The sequence below is a fragment of the Streptomyces adelaidensis genome (assembly GCF_016598475.1).
GTDB lineage: Bacteria > Actinomycetota > Actinomycetes > Streptomycetales > Streptomycetaceae > Streptomyces > Streptomyces adelaidensis.
The window spans coordinates 140903-157708 of record NZ_JAEMUX010000003.1; the positions used below are offsets into that span (position 1 = coordinate 140903).

At 72.8% G+C, this 16806-nt stretch carries 11 protein-coding genes; 6 read left to right on the top strand and 5 right to left on the bottom strand.

What is annotated here, in order from left to right; all coding sequences use genetic code 11:
* Positions 1-33 precede the first annotated feature (33 nt).
* Together I8N67_RS02655 and I8N67_RS02660 are read left to right on the top strand one after the other, a co-directional pair.
* Positions 34-4731 carry a non-ribosomal peptide synthetase gene (locus tag I8N67_RS02655; RefSeq protein ID WP_200300907.1) on the top strand — a complete coding sequence of 1566 codons (4698 nt, stop codon included), beginning with the start codon at positions 34-36 and terminating at the stop codon, positions 4729-4731.
* Positions 4732-5121: 390 nt separating this feature from the next.
* The gene (locus I8N67_RS02660; RefSeq protein ID WP_200300908.1) at positions 5122-5847 is read left to right on the top strand and encodes a thioesterase II family protein; all 726 of its coding nucleotides are present in this window, start codon (positions 5122-5124) and stop codon (positions 5845-5847) included.
* Here the strand turns inward: I8N67_RS02660 and I8N67_RS02665 are convergent.
* Complete coding sequence (locus tag I8N67_RS02665) at positions 5819-7189, bottom strand: class II 3-deoxy-7-phosphoheptulonate synthase (RefSeq protein WP_200300909.1); 1371 nt, start codon at positions 7187-7189, stop codon at positions 5819-5821. The two genes, I8N67_RS02660 and I8N67_RS02665, sit on opposite strands and share 29 nt — an antisense overlap.
* Positions 7190-7366: 177 nt before the next feature.
* Between I8N67_RS02665 and I8N67_RS02670 the strand changes: the two genes are divergently transcribed.
* The gene (locus I8N67_RS02670; RefSeq protein ID WP_200300910.1) at positions 7367-8899 is read left to right on the top strand and encodes an anthranilate synthase component I family protein; all 1533 of its coding nucleotides are present in this window, start codon (positions 7367-7369) and stop codon (positions 8897-8899) included.
* Positions 8896-9519, top strand: coding sequence for an anthranilate synthase component II (locus I8N67_RS02675; RefSeq protein ID WP_200300911.1), 624 nt, complete (start codon positions 8896-8898; stop codon positions 9517-9519). Before I8N67_RS02670 ends, I8N67_RS02675 begins: the two co-directional genes overlap by 4 nt.
* On the opposite strand, the gene pdxR is transcribed toward I8N67_RS02675, so the two are convergent.
* Positions 9494-10888, bottom strand: coding sequence for a MocR-like pyridoxine biosynthesis transcription factor PdxR (gene pdxR / locus I8N67_RS02680; RefSeq protein ID WP_200300912.1), 1395 nt, complete (start codon positions 10886-10888; stop codon positions 9494-9496). The two genes, I8N67_RS02675 and pdxR, sit on opposite strands and share 26 nt — an antisense overlap.
* A gap of 119 nt (positions 10889-11007) precedes the next feature.
* Between pdxR and trpD the strand changes: the two genes are divergently transcribed.
* Positions 11008-12093 carry an anthranilate phosphoribosyltransferase gene (gene trpD / locus I8N67_RS02685; protein WP_372443614.1) on the top strand — a complete coding sequence of 362 codons (1086 nt, stop codon included), beginning with the start codon at positions 11008-11010 and terminating at the stop codon, positions 12091-12093.
* A 536-nt stretch (positions 12094-12629) separates the two neighbouring features.
* On the opposite strand, the gene trpC is transcribed toward trpD, so the two are convergent.
* Positions 12630-13433, bottom strand: a complete 804-nt coding sequence (trpC, locus tag I8N67_RS02690; protein WP_200300913.1) for an indole-3-glycerol phosphate synthase TrpC — start codon at positions 13431-13433, stop codon at positions 12630-12632.
* Positions 13434-13634: 201 nt separating this feature from the next.
* Here trpC and I8N67_RS02695 point away from each other — a divergent pair, with 201 nt between their 5' ends.
* Entirely contained in the window at positions 13635-14426 is a 792-nt protein-coding gene (locus I8N67_RS02695; RefSeq protein WP_200300914.1) for an FkbM family methyltransferase, read from the top strand.
* Positions 14427-14540: 114 nt separating this feature from the next.
* Here the strand turns inward: I8N67_RS02695 and I8N67_RS02700 are convergent, their stop codons facing one another.
* Both I8N67_RS02700 and I8N67_RS02705 read right to left on the bottom strand, forming a co-directional pair.
* Positions 14541-15506 (bottom strand): TauD/TfdA family dioxygenase, encoded by a 966-nt coding sequence (locus I8N67_RS02700; RefSeq protein WP_200300915.1) that lies wholly within the window; start codon positions 15504-15506, stop codon positions 14541-14543.
* 1 nt (position 15507) lies between these two features.
* Complete coding sequence (locus tag I8N67_RS02705; RefSeq protein ID WP_200300916.1) at positions 15508-16794, bottom strand: cytochrome P450; 1287 nt, start codon at positions 16792-16794, stop codon at positions 15508-15510.
* Between the last annotated feature and the right edge of the window lie 12 nt (positions 16795-16806).

A 16806-nucleotide genomic window follows, 5' to 3' on the forward strand; every position in this document is an offset into this window, starting at 1 on the left:
CCGGAGCACGCGCGCGCGGCAGATCACCCGTCGATGCCGCTCACCACGACGCAGCACGGGATCTGGATGGCGCAGCGGCTGGCGCCTCCGGTCCGGTACCAACTGGCGAGTGCGTTCGAGATCGCCGGAGATCTCGATCCGGAGCTGTACGAGGCGGCCTTCCGGTTCGCCGTGACGGAGACCGAACCGTTCAGGTCCCGGTTCGCCGTCACGGCCTCCGGGGAGCCGAGGCAATGGGCCGGCCCCCTCCCCGCCTGGCACATACCGGTCGTCGACCTCCAGCGGGAACCCGCACCGATGGCCGCCGCGCTGGACTGGATGCGGGCGGACATCCCCCGCCCGCTCGACCTGAAGAACGGCCCGGCGTTCAGGACCGCGTTCCTGCGCCTCGCCGAGGACCGGGTCTGCTGGTATCTGCTCGCCCACCACCTGGTGGTGGACGGCTTCGGTCTGGCGCTGTTCGCCCGACGACTCGGCGAGATCTACGCGGCGTTGGAGCGCGGCGAGTCCCCGAAGCCCGGCCACCAGGTGCCGTTGGACACCCTGCTCGACGCCGAGCGGGCCTACCGCGCCACGCCCGACTTCGAGGCAGACCGTGAGTTCTGGATGGCGAAGATGGCCGGGTGGCCGGGAGCCGTCCGACCGGGTATGTCCCGACCCGCCGCACCCGGCCGGGACGCACCCGGCCAGGACGCACCCGGCCGGACGGGCATCGGCCGGACGGGCGGGGCACCGGTGCGCGTCGCGTCCCGGATGCCCGAGGACCGGGTGGCCGCCCTCCGCGCACGCGCACGCGCACTCGACGTGCCCTGGACGGCGGTGGCGACCGCCTCCGCCGTCCTGCTGGACCACGCCCGCACCGGCGGGGGCGACGAGGTCGTCGTGGGGTTCCCCGTCGCCGGCCGCACCTCCAAGACAGCGGGCGCCGTGACCGGTGCGGCGTCGAACGTGCTCCCGCTGCGGGTACCGGTCGACCCGCGCCGGCCGACCGCCGAACTGATCCGGACCGTTGACGAGGCAACCGCCCTCGCCCTCGGCCACCAGCGCTATCGGTACGAGGACCTCCGCCGTGACCTCGGCTTCACCGGGTCCGCGCACGCGCCGTACCAACTGACCGCGAACATCGTCCCCTTCAGCTTCGGCCGCGGTTTCGCCGGGCGGCCGATGACCCTCAGACAGCTCAACACCGGCGCGGTGGAGGACCTCTCCGTCATGATCAGGCCGGAACGCGGCCGGGCCGGCCTGATGGTGGAGGTGCACGCCGACGCCGGGCGGTACGAGCCCGCGGAGGTCGCCGCCGAGGCCGACCGCTGCGTACGCCTGCTCGACCAGCTGATCGACGAACCCCGCCGCCCCGTCGGAGAGCTGGATCTGCTGGCACCGGAAGAGCGCAGGCTGCTCGTACCGGGCGTCGGCACACCCGTGCCCCCTTCGCCCCATACGCTCCCCGAGCTGTTCGAGTACTGGGCCGCGCTCACTCCGCACGCCCCGGCGGTCGGCCACGGCGACCGGCGGCTCACCTATGCCGAGCTCAACACACGCGCCAATCGGCTGGCCAGGACGCTGATCCGGCGCGGCGCGGGACCCGAACGCACAGTCGCCGTCCTGCTCCCCCGCTCCGTGGACGCGGTCATCGCGATCCTGGCGGTGTCCAAGACCGGCGCGGCCTACCTCCCGCTCGACACGGGATGGCCGCCGGAGCACACGGAGCGGATCCTCGCCGACGCCCAGCCGGTATGCGTTCTCTCCGAGACGGACCCGACGGGAGCCGCCGCGGCCACGACCTCGTCGGCGACGGGCGACGCCGACTCGGCGGACGGCGACGCCGACCTGACCGACGCGGACCGCACGGGGCCGCTGACGCCCGACCATGCCGCATACGTCATCTACACCTCCGGCTCCACCGGCCGCCCCAAGGGCGTGGTGGTCCCGCACCGCGGTCCGGTGGCGCTGTTGCGGGCGGGGGCCGCCGAGTTCGGCTTCGGCCCCGACGACACCTGGGCGATGTTCCACTCCTGCGCCTTCGACTTCTCCGTGTGGGAGATGTGGGGCGCCCTCGCGCGCGGTGGCCGACTGGTGGTCGTCCCCCGCGAGGTGAGCCGCTCCCCCGGCGCCTTTCTCGACCTGCTGGTGCGGGAACGTGTGACGGTGCTCAACCAGACGCCCTCCGCCTTCCGGTCGCTGGACCGGGCCGACGCCGAATTGCCGGAGCGGGGGCGGGAACTGGCCCTGCGCTGGGTCATCTTCTGCGGTGAGGCGCTCGCTCCTGCCGTCGTGCGTTCCTGGTACGGGCGGCACCAGGACTCCGCGCCCGTCCTGGTCAACATGTACGGCATCACCGAGACCTCGGTCCTCTCGACCCGGCTCGACCTGGACCACGACCACGGTACGGCGCGGGTCGTCCCGATCGGCAAGGCCATCGCCGGCACCCGGCTGTACGCACTGGACAACCGGCTGCGCCCGGTGCCCCCCGGGGTGGCCGGTGAGCTGTACGTCGCGGGTTCCGGTGTGGCCAGGGGCTATCTGCGCCGTTCCGCGCTGACGGCGCAACGCTTCGTGGCCAACCCCTTCGGCCCCGCCGGGTCCCGGCTGTACCGCTCGGGCGACCTCGTACGCGCCCGTCAGGACGGCTCGCTGGAGTATGTCGGCAGGGCGGACGACCAGGTGAAGATCCGTGGCTTCCGGATCGAACCGGCCGAGGTCGAGGCGGCGCTGCTGGCCGCCCCCGGCGTGGCGGGCGGCGCCGTGCTGGCGAGCTCCGGTGTTCCGCACGGTCCGGCCCGGGCAGGGGCGGACGGCGATCAGGGAGCTGATGGGGCCGCGCGGTTGGTGGCCTACGTCGTTCTCACCCGGGAGGCGGCGGCGGACGATCCCGGGCCGGCTCTCGCCCGGCTGCGGACATGGCTGCGCGAGCGGCTTCCGGCGCATCTGGTCCCGTCCCTGTTCGTCCCGCTCGACAGGCTGCCGCTCACCCCCAACGGGAAGCTGGACCGGGCGGCGCTCCCTTCCCCCGACGCCCGCGCGCACACGCCGTCACGCGCCCCGGACACGCCGCTGGAAGCCGAACTGGCCGGGCTGTACGCCGACCTGCTCGCCGTGGAACAGGTGGGCGCCGACGACGACTTCTTCGATCTCGGGGGCGACAGCCTGCGGGCGACGCGGCTGGTCACCATGGTGCGCCGAGCCGGTCTCGGCGCCCGGGCGGAGCTGGATGTCAGGGACGTCTTCGACCACCCGACCGTCGCCGGGCTCGCCGCTCATCTGGGCGACACCGATCATTCGGGTGACACCTCCGTGGCATCGGGGCCCCGGCCCGTCCCTCGGCTTCCGACGGCCGAGGACCGGGGCGCCGAGCCGGTCCCGCTCTCCTTCGGCCAACGGCGCTTCTGGTTCCTGCACAAGCTCGCCGGCCCCGACAGCACCTACAACGTTCCCCTGGTGCTGCGCTGGGACGGCGAGCTGGACCAGGGGGCGCTCCGTGCCGCCCTGGGCGACCTCACGGCCCGGCACGAAACCCTGCGCACCCTTGTCCAGCAGCGGGACGGCCGGGCGGTCCAGCACATCCTGCCGGTCACGGCCGCGCGCCCGGCGTTCACGGTCGAACCCGTCGCCCCGGACCGGCTGCCGGACGCGTTGAGCGCCGCGGCCGGCCGGCCCTTCCGCCTGGAGAGCGAACTCCCCCTGCGCGCGGTCCTCTTCACCACGGAGACCTCGCGCGGGCAGACGCTTCTCCTGCTGCTCCACCACATCGCCTGCGACCGCGCCTCGCTGCCGCGACTGCTGGACGACCTCGGCACCGCGTACCGGGCCCGCGTCACCGGTCACGCCCCTGACTGGTCGCCGTTGCCCACCCAGTACGCCGACTTCACCCTGTGGCAGCGTGAACTGCTCGGCACCGACGGCGAGCCCAGCGCCCTGCGGGCCGGTCAGCTCGCCTACTGGAACAAGGCCTTGGCCGGCCTGCCGGAACGTATCCCGCTCCCCACCGACCGTCCGGAGCGGGCGCCGTCCGGGCGCCCGGCGCACACCGCCGGCGACACGGTCGCCTTCACCGTCCCCGCGGACGTACACGGGCGGCTCCTGGAGGTGGCCGCTCAGGAGCAGGCCAGCCTCTTCCTGGTGGTGCATGCCGCACTGGCCGCGCTGCTCACCCGCCTCGGCGCGGGTACGGACATCCCGATCGGCACGGCGGTCTCCGACCGCGCGGACGTGGAGCTTGACGGCCTCGTCGGCTTCTTCGTGAATACGCTCGCGCTGCGCACCGACACCTCGGGAGAGCCGACCTTCCGTGAGCTGCTCGGCCGGGTCGCGCGGGCCGATCTGGCGGCCTTCGCCCACCAGGACGTGCCCTTCGACCTGGTCGTGGAGGCGCAGGGGCCGCGGCGGGCGGCGAGCGGGCAGGCCGTGTTCGGCCGGGCCCTGTTCCAGGTGATGCTGGTTCTCTCCCCGTCCCTCCCCGAAAGGCTGGAGCTACCGGGCGTGTCCGCCACGGTGGACCTGGTCGGCAGGGGTTCCGCCGGGTTCGACCTGACCTTCGGCCTGTTCGAGCGGCGGGACTCCGACGGCACCTGCCGCGGACTCGACGGTGTGGTCGAATACCGCACCGAGCTGTTCGACCGGCCCACCGTCGAGGCTCTCTGCACCCGCTTCACGCGGCTGCTGGGTACGGCCGCCGCCACCCCCGACATCCCGGTCCACGACATCGACCTGTCAGGGCCGAAGGAACGCTGACGGCCGCTCACCAGCCGCACGCGCGCGAACCGGCCGACTGCTCGGCTCGCCGCGCAGGGGGTCACTTGCGGTGACGTCCGGATCTTGCGGCCACGGGGCACCGGGCATGCCCCGGGCCGGGTCGCCGTCGACCTGGCAATGATGCTCGCCGACGGCGGCACGGCAAGCCCGGAGCTGACCCTGCCGCGTGACCGGCCCGCCGTATTCGGACCGGTCGCCCTGGGACGCCTGCGCTCATCCCGGGCCGCAGCACGACCCCGTCACCGAACCGGTCCGCCGCGCGATCCACTCCCCGGCGGGCCGGGGCGACGTGGCTGTGTCAGCGGTGTGTCAGTCCCAGTCAGGATCGTGGAGGCGACACACCGGACGCGGGGCCTTGGGGGCAGGAAGATGTGGACACAGTGCGTCGAGCCACGGCCGTTCGCGGACCGGCGGCTGATCTGTTTTCCCCATGCCGGCGGCTCGCCCTATTTCTTCCGGGGCTGGGGCAAGGCGCTCGCGGGATTCGAGGTCCACGCGGTGTGCTATCCGGGCCGTGCCGAACGCATCGCGGAGCCGCCCGCCACGGAGCTCGCCGCGATGGCGGGTGACATCGCCAGGTCGCTGCGCCCGTGGATGGACGGCCGGCCCACCGTGTTCTTCGGTCACAGCATGGGGGCGATCGTCGCGTACGAGGTGGTGGGGGCGCTGGAGGACGAGGGGGCCCGGGTGGCGCACTTCGTCGCCTCGGGCGCCCGGGCGCCGCACCTGTTGCGGCCGGATCCCGACGCGGCCACCACCTGGGACGACGAGTCGATCGCGAAGACGCTCGTGGAACTGGGCGGCACGGATGCCGAACTGCTGCGCAACCCGGCATTCGTGGAGCTGGTCATGCCCTACATCGGCGCCGACTTCCGCATGCTGGCCTCGTACGGGCCGAGCAGGAGCACACCGCTGCGGTGCCCCGTCACGGCGCTGGTCGGGGACCGCGACCCCCGGGTCGGGGTCGAGGACGTCGCCGCGTGGCGGGACCGGACGCGGGGGCCGTTCCGGTTCCGGACGCTCCCCGGCGACCACTTCTACCTGGCCGGGGAGCCGCCCTTCGCGGTCATCGACGAGGCGTCGGCCGGGAGTTGAGAGCGCCGGCCCGGTCCCGGTACATCTCGGCGAGGAGGAACGCCAGGTCCAGCGACTGGGTGTGGTTCAGGCGCGGGTCGCAGGCCGTCTCGTAGCGGCGGTGCAGGTTCTCGGGCAGCACCGCGTTGCCGCCTCCGACGCATTCGGTGACGTCGTCGCCGGTGAGTTCGACGTGTACGCCGCCCGGATGGGTGCCCAGCTCCCGGTGGATCTCCACGAAGCCGCGGACCTCGTCGAGGATCGTGTCGAAGCTGCGGGTCTTGTGGCCGCTGGGCGCCGTGATGGTGTTGCCGTGCATCGGGTCGCTGACCCAGCAGACCAGGGCGCCCTCGGCGGTGACCTTCTCGATCAGGTCGGGCAGCACGTCACGGACACGGTCGGCGCCGGCCCGGACCACGAAGGTCAGCCGGCCGGGTTCGCGCCGGGGATCGAGCCGGTCGATGAGGCCGAGCACGGTGTCGGGGGTGGTGGTCGGGCCGAGCTTGACGGCGATGGGGTTGTGCACGCGGGAGAAGTACTCGACATGGGCGCCGTCGAGGTCGCGGGTCCGCTCGCCGATCCACAACAGGTGGCCGCTGGTGGCGTAGGTGCGGTCGGTGTCCGGCTCGACGCGGGTCAGGGCCGCTTCGTAGTCGAGCAGCAGGCCCTCGTGGCCGACGAAGAACTCGGCCGTGCCCAGTTCGCCGGTGTCCACGCCGCACGCGTGCATGAAGGCGAGGCTGCGGTCGATCTCGTCCGCGAGCTGCTCGTAGCGCTCGCCGGCCCGCGAGTCCGCGACGAAGCCCTGGTTCCAGGCGTGCACCTGCCGCAGGTCGGCGAAACCGCCGGTGGTGAGGGCCCGTACCAGGTTGAGGGTCATGGCGGAGCTCTCGTACATCCGCCGCATGCGCCACGGGTCGGGGCGCCGCGCCTCGGCCGTGAACTCCAGACCGTTGACGGCATCGCCCCGGTAGCTGGGCAGTTCGGTCCCGTCCCGTCTCTCGACCGGTGACGAGCGGGGCTTGGCGTACTGGCCGGCCATCCGGCCGATCTTGACGACGGGCAGGGCGGTGGCGTGCGTGAGCACGACGGCCATCTGGAGCAGGGTCTGGAGCTTGCCGCGTATCTCGTCGGCGGTGACCCGCTCGAAGGTCTCGGCACAGTCACCGCCCTGGAGGAGGACCGCCTCCCCACGGGCGACCGCCGCCATGCGGCGGCGCAGCAGGTCGCACTCGGCGGCGAAGACCAGCGGGGGCGCGGTGATCAGCCACCCGGTCGCGGCGCGCAGTTCCGCCTGGTCCGGCCACTGCGGCTGCTGGGCCGCGGGGAAAGCCCGCCAGGATTCCGTGGGTGAATTCATCATTCCCGGTTCCCTTCGCTGTTCCTGATCGCCGAGTGCAAACACGGATCAGCTCAGTGCAACCGGCGTACGGGGTCAAGAGATTGGCCAAGTGGTCCGCATGAACGGAGATTGATTGGTCTGGCACGGCCGTCACGCCCGCTGTTTTGCTGATCGCATTGTTTTCGACGGGAGTTCACCATGCGAGAAGCGGAACGGATCGCGGTGCGGGTCACCGCGACCCGATTGCCCCACCACGATTCCCTTGATGTGTACGAGCGGCTGTGCGCCGCTCGCGGGGAGGAGGACGTCTTCCTCTTCGAGAGCGCTGACGGCGCCGAGCCCGACCGCCGGTGGGCCGTCGTCGGGTTCGGGCGCCTTGCGGAGATCCGGGTGTTCGACGGTTACGCCGAGATCGAGGGCGCCCCCGGCGTGCTGGAAGCCCTCGCGACGGCCGCCGAGGAGGCGGGCCTGCAACGCGGGCCGACGACGCCGGGCGGGGCGGCGCACCGGTTGAGCCTGCCCGGTGACGACGGCGCGGTGTGGGAGCTGCTGGCGCGGGCACAGGGGCTGTTCGACGTCGACACGGACGTCCCCGTCACGTCGTACGCCTTCGGGTTCCTGACCTCGTTCGCGTACGAGTCCGTCTGGCACATGGAGACACTGCCCGCCCGCACCAAGGCCCCGAACGGGCCCGACATCACGCTCACGCTCTTCCGGGACACCGTCTGGTACGACCTGACGACGGGTGAGGTGCGGCTGCTGTGCGCCGAGAGCGCCGCGTTCTGGGAGCGGACGGCGGCGGCCGGCACCGCGGACGCGGTGCCGGCGATGGCCCGCGAGGCTGCCCGGGAGCGGACCGGCGGGCGTCCGGCCGCCGTTCCCGACGCACCGGTCCCGCTGTCGGTGAGCGACAGCGTCAGCCGCGAGACGTTCCTCGAGTGGGCCGACATCTGTCTGGAACACATCAGGGTCGGTGACATCTACCAGATCCAGATCGGCCACCGCATCGATGTGACGACGACGCTGACGCCCATCGACGTGTACCGGCGGCTGCGCGCCCGCAACCCCTCCCCGTACATGTACCTGATGCCCCGGGCGGGCAGCACGCTGATCGGCGCCAGCCCGGAGTTGTTCTTCCGGATCGAGGGCGACGAGATCCTGATGCGCCCGATCGCGGGGACCGCGCGGCGCGGCGCGGACGAGGAGGAGAACCAGCGGCGCGTGAAGGAGATGCGCGAGAGCACCAAGGAGCAGGCCGAGCACATCATGCTCGTCGACCTGTGCCGCAACGACATCGGCCGGGTGAGCCGGCCCAGCACCCAGCCGGTGGACCGGCTGATGGCGGTGGAGAGCTACTCCCACGTCTTCCACCTGGTCTCGACGGTGTCCGGCCGGCTGGAGGAGGGCGTCGACACCTGGCAGGCGGTGCGCGCGACGTTCCCGGCGGGGACGATGACGGGTGCGCCGAAGGTGCGGGCCATGGAGATCATCGACGGCCTGGAGCGGGAGCGGCGCGGCAGCTACGCGGGGGCGGTCGGGCTGGCCGACGTGCGCGGGTGGAGCGAGTTCGCGCTGTGCATCCGCACGGTCGAGTACGACGGGACGACGTACTCGACGCAGAGCTCGGCGGGCATGGTGGCCCAGTCGGAGCCGGAGGCGGAGTGGCGGGAGACGCTGGCGAAGATGGGGGCCGCCCACTGGGCGCTGACCGGTGAGGAGTTGCTGCCGTGAACGGGACGAGGGTTCTGCTGATCGACGCGTACGACAGCTTCGTCCACATCATCGACCAGTACCTCCGCACGCTGGGCGCCCGGACCGAGGTGGTGCGGTCGCTGACCCGCTCCCCGGAGGAGCTGGTCGCCTCCCGGCCCGACGCGGTGGTCCTCGGGCCCGGGCCCGGGCACCCCGCCGAGTCCGGCCATGTCGAGCTGGTGCACCGGTTCGCCGGGCGGGTGCCGCTGCTCGGGGTGTGCCTGGGCCACCAGGCGATCGCGCTCGCCCACGGCGGGCGGATCGAGGTGGCCGACCAGGTGATGCACGGGCGGACCAGCACGGTGCGGCACGACGGGGCGGGGGTGTTCGCGGGGCTGGGCCACACGCTGGAGGCCACCCGGTACCACTCGCTGGTGGTCGCCGAGCCGCTGCCGTCCGACCTGGTGACCACGGCCGTCGCCGTCGATCACGGCTATGTGATGGGCCTGCGGCACCGCACGCTGCCCATCGAGGGCGTGCAGTTCCACCCCGAGAGCATCATGACGACCGGTGGGCTGACCATGATGGAGAACTTCCTGGCGACGGCCCGTGGTACGGGGGCGACGGCGGCCCTCAGCGGAGGCGGCGCGCCTCGCTGATGGCCCGAACGGCCTCCGCCACCCCGGAGCGCGGCAGGTGCGCGTGGCCCACCACCAGGGCGGGCGCGTCCCACCGGGGGCGGACGTGGAAGGCGCCGCCGCCGCGCACCACGACCGAGCGGCGTGGCGCCGCGGCCACGAGCGCCGCCTCGTCGGTGTGGCGAGGCAACGTGACGTAGGCGTGCAGGCCCGCCGCCCGGCCGATGACCGAGGCGCCCGGCAGGAACCGGCGTACCGCTTCCTCCAGGGCGTCGCGGCGGTCACGGCAGCGGGCGTTGAGGCGGCGCAGGTGGCGGTCGAACAGTCCGCTGCGCAGCAGTTCGGCGAAGGCCAGCTGGGTGAGGCTCTCGGTGCCCAGGTCGTGGCGGGCGCGGGCGCGCAGCAGCCGGGCGAGCAGGTCCGGGGGCGCGGCCAGCCAGCCCAGGCGCAGACCGGGGGCGAGCGTCTTGCTGGCCGTGCCCGCGTACACGACGTGGTCGGGGGCCAGGCGCTGGAGGGCGAGGGGGCGCGGGCCGCGCTCGTACCACAGGCCGCCGTCGTAGTCGTCCTCGATGATCCGGCCGTCGACGTCGCGTGCCCAGCGGACGAGCGCCTCGCGGCGGCGCGCGGAGAGGGCGGCGCCGGTGGGGAACTGGTGGGCGGGGGTGGCCAGGACCGCGCGCACCCCGGTCGCGGCGAGCGCGTCGACATCGATGCCCTCCGCGTCGACCGGGACGGGGACGGGGCGCAGTCCGCTCTCCTGGAGGAACTGCCGCTGCCCCGGGTGGCCCGGGTCCTCGATGCCGATGGCGTCGATGCCGTCCTGGCGCAGCACGGTGCACAGCAGGCCGAGCGCCTGCGCGAACCCCGCGACGACCATGACCTGGTCGGCGCTCGCGCGCACGCCGCGTACCCGGCCGAGGTAGCGGGCGAGTTCGACGCGCAGGCCCGGTTCGCCGGCGAGCGGCGGGTAGTCGTGGTCGGCGGGCGCCGCGGACTGCAGGACACGCTGGTAGCAGCCGAGCCACTCGCGGCGCGGGAAGGCGGGCAGGTTGCGGCCGCCGGTGCGCAGGTCCCAGCGGACGGCGGGCACATGGCCCTCCTCCAGCAGCGTCGGTACGACGGGCGGCGCGGCGTCGATGTGGGCGACGACGCGGGTGCCGGCGCCCTGCGTGGCCTCCAGGTACCCCTCGGCGACGAGCTGGCCGTACGCCTCCACGACGACGCTGCGCGAGACGTCCAGGTCGTGGGCGAGCCTGCGGCTGGACGGCAGGCGGGTGCCGGGATGGAGAATTCCCTCGGAAATCTCTCTCTTGATGAAGCTCTGGATCTGGGCGGTCAGAGATTTCTCGGAATCCCTGACGACCTCGACAGCCATGTGCAGGGCCATGGACCCTTCCCCCTTCGATTGGACCGTATATCTCAACGGGCAGTGGTCTGGTGGGTGCTCGGGCTCACTCGGAGACTGGACGGAGAAATTTCCTCAGGTGCCGTCCAAGGAGAATTCCCGTGACCGCCGAATCGCAGGTTCCCCCCAGCTGGCCGGAATTGCTGAACGCGCTGCTGGAGCGCAGAAGTCTGTCCGCCGACGAAACCGACTGGGCGATGGACCAGGTGATGTCGGGCACCGCCGGGCCCGTGCGGCTGGCCGGGCTGCTGGTGGCGCTGCGCGCCAAGGGCGAGACGGTCGAGGAGATCGAGGGCCTGGTACGGGCCATGGGACGGCATGCCGTACCGCTCGTCGTGCCCGGGCCGGCGCTGGACATCGTGGGGACCGGCGGGGACGGTTCGAACAGCGTCAACATCTCGACGATGTCGGCCGTCGTGGCGGCCGGGGCCGGGGCCCGGGTGGTGAAGCACGGCAACCGGTCGGCGTCGTCGGCGTGCGGATCGGCCGACGTGCTGGAGGAGTTGGGCGTGGCGCTGAGTCTCCCGCCGGCCGATGTCGCGGAGGTGGCGGAGGAGACGGGCATCACGTTCTGTTTCGCGCCGGAGTTCCACCCGGCCATGCGGCACGCGGCCGGGCCGCGCCGGGAGCTCGGTGTGCGCACGGTCTTCAACGCCCTGGGGCCGCTGGTCAACCCGGCTGCCCCGGCGGCCCTCGCACTGGGCGTGGCGGACGCGCGGCTGGCGCCCCTGCTGGCGGGTGTGCTGGCGCGGCGGGGAGTCTCGGCGTTGGTGTTCCGGGGCGACGACGGGATGGACGAGCTGACAGTCACCACGACCTCCACGGTCTGGTCGGTGGGCGGTTCGGCGGTGCGTACCGAGGTGTTCGATCCGCGGGACCTCGGCATGGCGCTCGCGCGCCCGGACGCCCTGCGGGGCGGGGACCGGGCCCACAACGCCCGGGTGGCCCGGGAGGTGTTCGCCGGTGCGCGCGGCCCGGTCCGGGACGCGGTCCTGCTGTCCGCCGCGGCGGGCCTGGCGGCGCTCGACCGGCCGGGCGGGTCTGGCCCCGGCTCGTGCTCCGTCGCGGAGCGGTTGGCGGCTGGTGTCGAACGGGCCGCCGAATCCATCGACTCGGGCGCGGCGGCGGCGGTCCTGGAACGGTGGGCCGCCGTCACGACGAAACGGTCGGAGGCGGTGACGGGCTGAGAGTCGCGGGCGGGTGGGCGAGCCGACAGGTGATCGCGCGGGGGGGTACGGTCCCCCGGCATGGCCGGGGGACCTGGGCGGTCGGGGGACCGGGGCGGTCGGTATCGGCGGGCGGGGCTCCCCCTTGGTCGGACTTGTGGCCCAGGACGGCGAAGTCCGGGGGGGCAGACGCACACCTGCGGTGGCCAGGGCTCAGCCCCGGGGCGGGATCAGCGGCGGCTCATGGAACGACGGGCGGTCAGGACTCCCCCCTGGCCGGACTCGTGGCCCAGGACGGCGGGGCCCGGGGGCAGACGCACACCTGCGGTGGCCAGGGCTCAGCCCCGGGGCGGGATCAGCGGCGGCTCATGGAACGACAGGCGGTCAGGACTCCCCCCTGGCCGGACTCGTGGCCCGGGACAGCGGGGTCCGGGGGGGCAGGCGCGCACGAGGGCGGCGGTGGCCGGTTCGTGGGCGGGAGGTGGCGGAGTGCCCAGGGGCGGGACCCACACGGGGGAGGCGGCGGGCGGAGCCCCGGCGGCCGGGTCGGCCGGCCGTCAGTGGGGGTCCAGGGCCGGGCGGGTGGCCGAGAGGAGGGAGGCGAGCGTGGCGCGGGGGTAGGGGCCGGTGACCAGGGCTTCGCCGACCAGGACCGCGTCGGCGCCGGCGATCGCGTACCCGGCGACGTCGACCGGGCCGCGTACCCCCGACTCGGCGACCTTGACGACACCGTCCGGGAGGTACGGCGCCACCCGCGCGAACGTCCCCCGGTCCACGTCCAGGGTCCGCAGGTCGCGCGCGTTGACGCCGATCACCCGGGCCCCGGCGGCGACGGCCCGCGCCGCCTCCGCCTCGTCGTGCACCTCCACGAGCGGCGTCAGGCCGATCTCCGTGGCCAGCGCCACGAGGTCGGCCAGCCGGGGCTGGTCCAGCGCGGCGACGATCAGCAGCGCCAGATCGGCACCGTGCGCCCGGGCCTCCCAGAGCTGGTAGGCACCGACGACGAAGTCCTTGCGCAGCACCGGGACGGAGACCCGCGCCCGTACCGCGTCCAGGTCGTCCAGCGAGCCGCCGAAACGGCGCTGTTCCGTCAGGACGCTGATCGCGGCGGCGCCCCCGGCGGCGTACTCGGCGGCGAGGGCCGCCGGGTCGGCGATCTCGGCGAGCACGCCCTTGGAGGGGCTGGCCCGCTTCACCTCGGCGATGACCGAGGGCCCCTCCCCCGTGCGCAGCAGGGCGGCGCAGTCCACCGGGGGTCCGGCGGCGGCCGCCCGCTCGCGCAGTGCCGCCTCGGGCACCATCTTCCGGCGTACCGCCAGATCGGCACGCACCCCTTCGACGATCTCGTCGAGAACGCTCATCGTGTGCCTCCGGCAGCCAGAAAGGGACCATGGGACCCGAACGACCCTAGGGAGGCGGGCCGGAGGCGACCACCTCCTTAAGCATCCGGCGAAAGTCCCTGGTGGCAGCGGCGCTCCGGCAGTGTCCGGCGTCAGCCCGCCGTCAGCACGCTTCGGCACCCTGGCAATCGCCGTCCGTCCGCGACCAGTCAGGAGAGCGCCATGAGGATCGATCCGAGCCGGATCGCCGGCGTCAACGCACACGAGACCGCGTTCCTCTACGAGGAGATCTTCGTCCGCCGCGCCTACCTCCCCGACGGGATGACCCTGCCGCCGGACGCCGTGGTCTTCGACGTGGGGGCGAACATCGGTCTTTACTCGCTGTTCGTGCGCACGGTGTGCCCGGACGCCACGATCCACGCCTTCGAGCCACTGCCGCCGGTCTTCGAGAAGCTGGAGCGGAACTTGGCCGCCCACGGCGTACCGGCGAAGCTCTTCCCGTGCGCGCTGGCCGACACCGACGGCGAGGTGGACTTCACCTTCTACCCCGGCTATACGACGATGTCGGCCCGTTCCTCCCACGCGGCGACCGAGGCGGACCGGGAGTTCATCAGGCGCCAGGTGCTCGGCGGGCCCAGTGTGGTGGAACTGGGCGAGGACGTGGACCTGCTGGACGAGATGCTGGCGTACCAGTTCCGGGAGGTGCCGTACGTGTGCCCGACCCGGCGGTTGTCGGACGTGATCGTGGAAGAGGGCGTGGACCGCGTCGACATGCTCAAGGTGGACGTCCAGCGGGCCGAGGCCGAGGTGCTGCGCGGGGTGGACGAGGCGCACTGGCCGCTGATCCGCCGGATCGCCCTGGAGGTGCACGACGAGCCGGGCACCACCACGGAGGGCCGGCTCGACGTGCTGTGCGCCGAGCTGCGCGACCGGGGCTTCACCGTCGCCCCGCTCGGGGACGACGGTCTGGTGGAGTCGGGCCGCTACTCGGTCTTCGCGTCGCGTCCCGCGTAAGCGCGTAAGCACGTAAGCACGTAGGCGCGTACGAAAGGCTCGGTCACCGTGACCGAGCCTCCGTACGACGATCGGATACTCCCCGCGCGTCACGTCACTTCGCTTCGCTTCACTTCACGTCATCGAGACGACGACCTTCCGCGGTCCCGTGTACGCCTCCCGGCCGTGCAGCACCGACATATTGGTGACGATCATGATGTCGCCGCCGCGCCACGGCTCGACGAGCCTGTTGCGCCGCGCCGCCGCGCGTACCTCGGCGAGGTCCTCGTCCGGGATGGGCGTGCCGTCGCCGTAGGTCACCCAGTGCGGCAGGTCGTCGACGTCGTCGATCAGCGACAGCAGCGTCTCGCCCTCGTCGCCGGGCAGGTTCGACGGGTGCCACTGGTCGGCCTGGTTGAACCAGACGTCCCGGCCGGTGAGCGGGTTGGTGCGGACGCCCGGACGGTGCTGGCTGACACGCAGGCCGCCTTCGGCGGTCCACCGGTACTCCGCCTCCGAGGCGTCCAGGAATTCCTCGACCACGCCGCGGTCGTCGGTCTCGAAGGTGTCCTGCCAGGACTTGCCGAGCCCCAGCCCGCCGTGCAGGTGCTGCCGGTAGACGACCCCCGACTCGAAGCGTTCCCGGACCTTCGGGGGCAGGTCCTCCAGGAGGGCGCGGCCGTCGCAGACCGGGGTGGCCCCGCCCGTCTCCGGTGCCACCAGGCAGCAGAAGAACAGCCGGCTGGGCCAGCGGTGGGCGTACGACAGTTCGTTGTGCAGCGAGATGTCGAAGCGCGCCGGGTACTCGGTGGACGTGAACACGCCGTCGGAGACCGTCATCCGCGGGGTGTTGCCGCCGCGGTAGCTGTCGATCAGCGGGTCACCGAAGGCGGTGACGGCCCGGTGGAACTCGTCGGCGTCCGCCACACCCGGCCCCCGCAACATCACCGCGCCGCACTCGGCCAGCAGCTCCTCCACCCGGTGGCGGACCTCGCTCAGCCGGCCGGTGTCCCACGACTCGACGCGCCCCTCGATGTGCAGGACGGCCAGCGTGGTGCCACCCGTCGTCCGCCTCTCCTCCCGCATGTCAGTGCCCCGCATGTCAGCCCGTCACCTTCCCCGCCGCGGTCGGCGTCGCCGGTTCGGCCGTGAGAGCGACGGGCAGTCCGCTGTAACCGTGGACGAAGTTGGAGTAGAGGCGCTGCGGCGGGCCCTGGAGCCGGATGCCGCGGACCATGGTGCGCAACGCGTCGACCATGGCGTTCACATGGACCCGGCCGAGGAAGGCCCCGAGGCAGAAGTGCGGGCCGTGTCCGAACGCCACGTGCTTGTTGGGCGCGCGGCCGATGTCGAAGCGGTACGGGTCGGGGAAGACGTCCTCGTCGAAGTTGGCCGCGCTGTTCCACAGGGTGACGACGTCCCCGGCGCGGATCACCTGGTCGCGGACGGGTACGTCGACGAGGGCGCGGCGCCCGAAGTGCATGGCGGGGGTGGTCCAGCGCAGCACCTCCTCGGTGGCGCTGTCCACGCCGACCTCGCCGTCCTTGAGTTTGCGCCACTCCTCGGGGTTCTCGGAGAACGCGATGAGGCCGCCGATGGAGGACATGCGGCTGGACTCGTCACCACCGAGGACGAGGCTGTAGCAGTTGAAGACGATCTCCTCCTCCGACAGCGGCTTGCCGTCGACGGTGGCGGTGGCGAGGGCGCTGATGACGTCGTCGCCGGGGTTGCGGCGGCGTTCGGCGGCCAGTTCGGAGAAGTAGAGCAGGATCTCGTTGCGGGCCATCACCTCGTCCAGCACGCTGTCGTCGGAGCTGTGCCGGGACAGGGTCTGGGTGTTCCACTCGACGAGCCGTTCCCGGTCGGCGGCCGGTACGTCCATGAGGTCGCCGATCGTGTTGATCGGGATGTGGTCGGCGACGTCGGTGACGAAGTCCAGCTCGCCGCGTTCCAGGGCCTGGGCGACGAGTTCGCGGGTGCGGCGGTGGACGCCCGCGACGACGGGTTCCAGGACGCGGGGCGAGAAGGACTTGAGCATCAGATTGCGGATCTCGCGGTGGCGCGGCCCGTCGGTGACGGCGAGCATCTTGCGGGAGGCGGAGTCACCGCCCTGGAGCAGGGTCGCCAGGACGTTGCCCTGCTCAGAGGTGAACCGCTTGTTGTCCCGGTAGACGGTGACGACGTCGGCGTACGTGGAGATCACCCAGAAGCCGGGGACCGGAGTGTCGGTCGGGTGCCAGTGGACCGGGCTCTCGGTGCGGAACCGGCGCCACAGGGCGTGCGGGTCGACGTCGAGGAACGTCTGCGGATCGGTGAGGTCGTACGCGCCGAGCGGGGGCGGTGCGATGGTGCCGGTCGTGCCCGCGGGCGCGGGCCGCTGTGTGGTCATGGCTGGTTTTCC

Excerpts from the sequence above, each read along its gene's own strand:
- I8N67_RS02655 (WP_200300907.1), top strand. The coding sequence starts at position 34 with ATGCCGCTCACCACGACGCAGCACGGGATCTGGATGGCGCAGCGGCTG.
- I8N67_RS02665 (WP_200300909.1), bottom strand. The coding sequence starts at position 7,189 with ATGATGAATTCACCCACGGAATCCTGGCGGGCTTTCCCCGCGGCCCAG.
- I8N67_RS02700 (WP_200300915.1), bottom strand. The coding sequence starts at position 15,506 with ATGCGGGGCACTGACATGCGGGAGGAGAGGCGGACGACGGGTGGCACC.
- I8N67_RS02695 (WP_200300914.1), top strand. The coding sequence starts at position 13,635 with ATGAGGATCGATCCGAGCCGGATCGCCGGCGTCAACGCACACGAGACC.
- pdxR (WP_200300912.1), bottom strand. The coding sequence starts at position 10,888 with ATGGCCCTGCACATGGCTGTCGAGGTCGTCAGGGATTCCGAGAAATCT.
- I8N67_RS02705 (WP_200300916.1), bottom strand. The coding sequence starts at position 16,794 with ATGACCACACAGCGGCCCGCGCCCGCGGGCACGACCGGCACCATCGCA.
- trpC (WP_200300913.1), bottom strand. The coding sequence starts at position 13,433 with ATGAGCGTTCTCGACGAGATCGTCGAAGGGGTGCGTGCCGATCTGGCG.
- I8N67_RS02660 (WP_200300908.1), top strand. The coding sequence starts at position 5,122 with ATGTGGACACAGTGCGTCGAGCCACGGCCGTTCGCGGACCGGCGGCTG.
- I8N67_RS02670 (WP_200300910.1), top strand. The coding sequence starts at position 7,367 with ATGCGAGAAGCGGAACGGATCGCGGTGCGGGTCACCGCGACCCGATTG.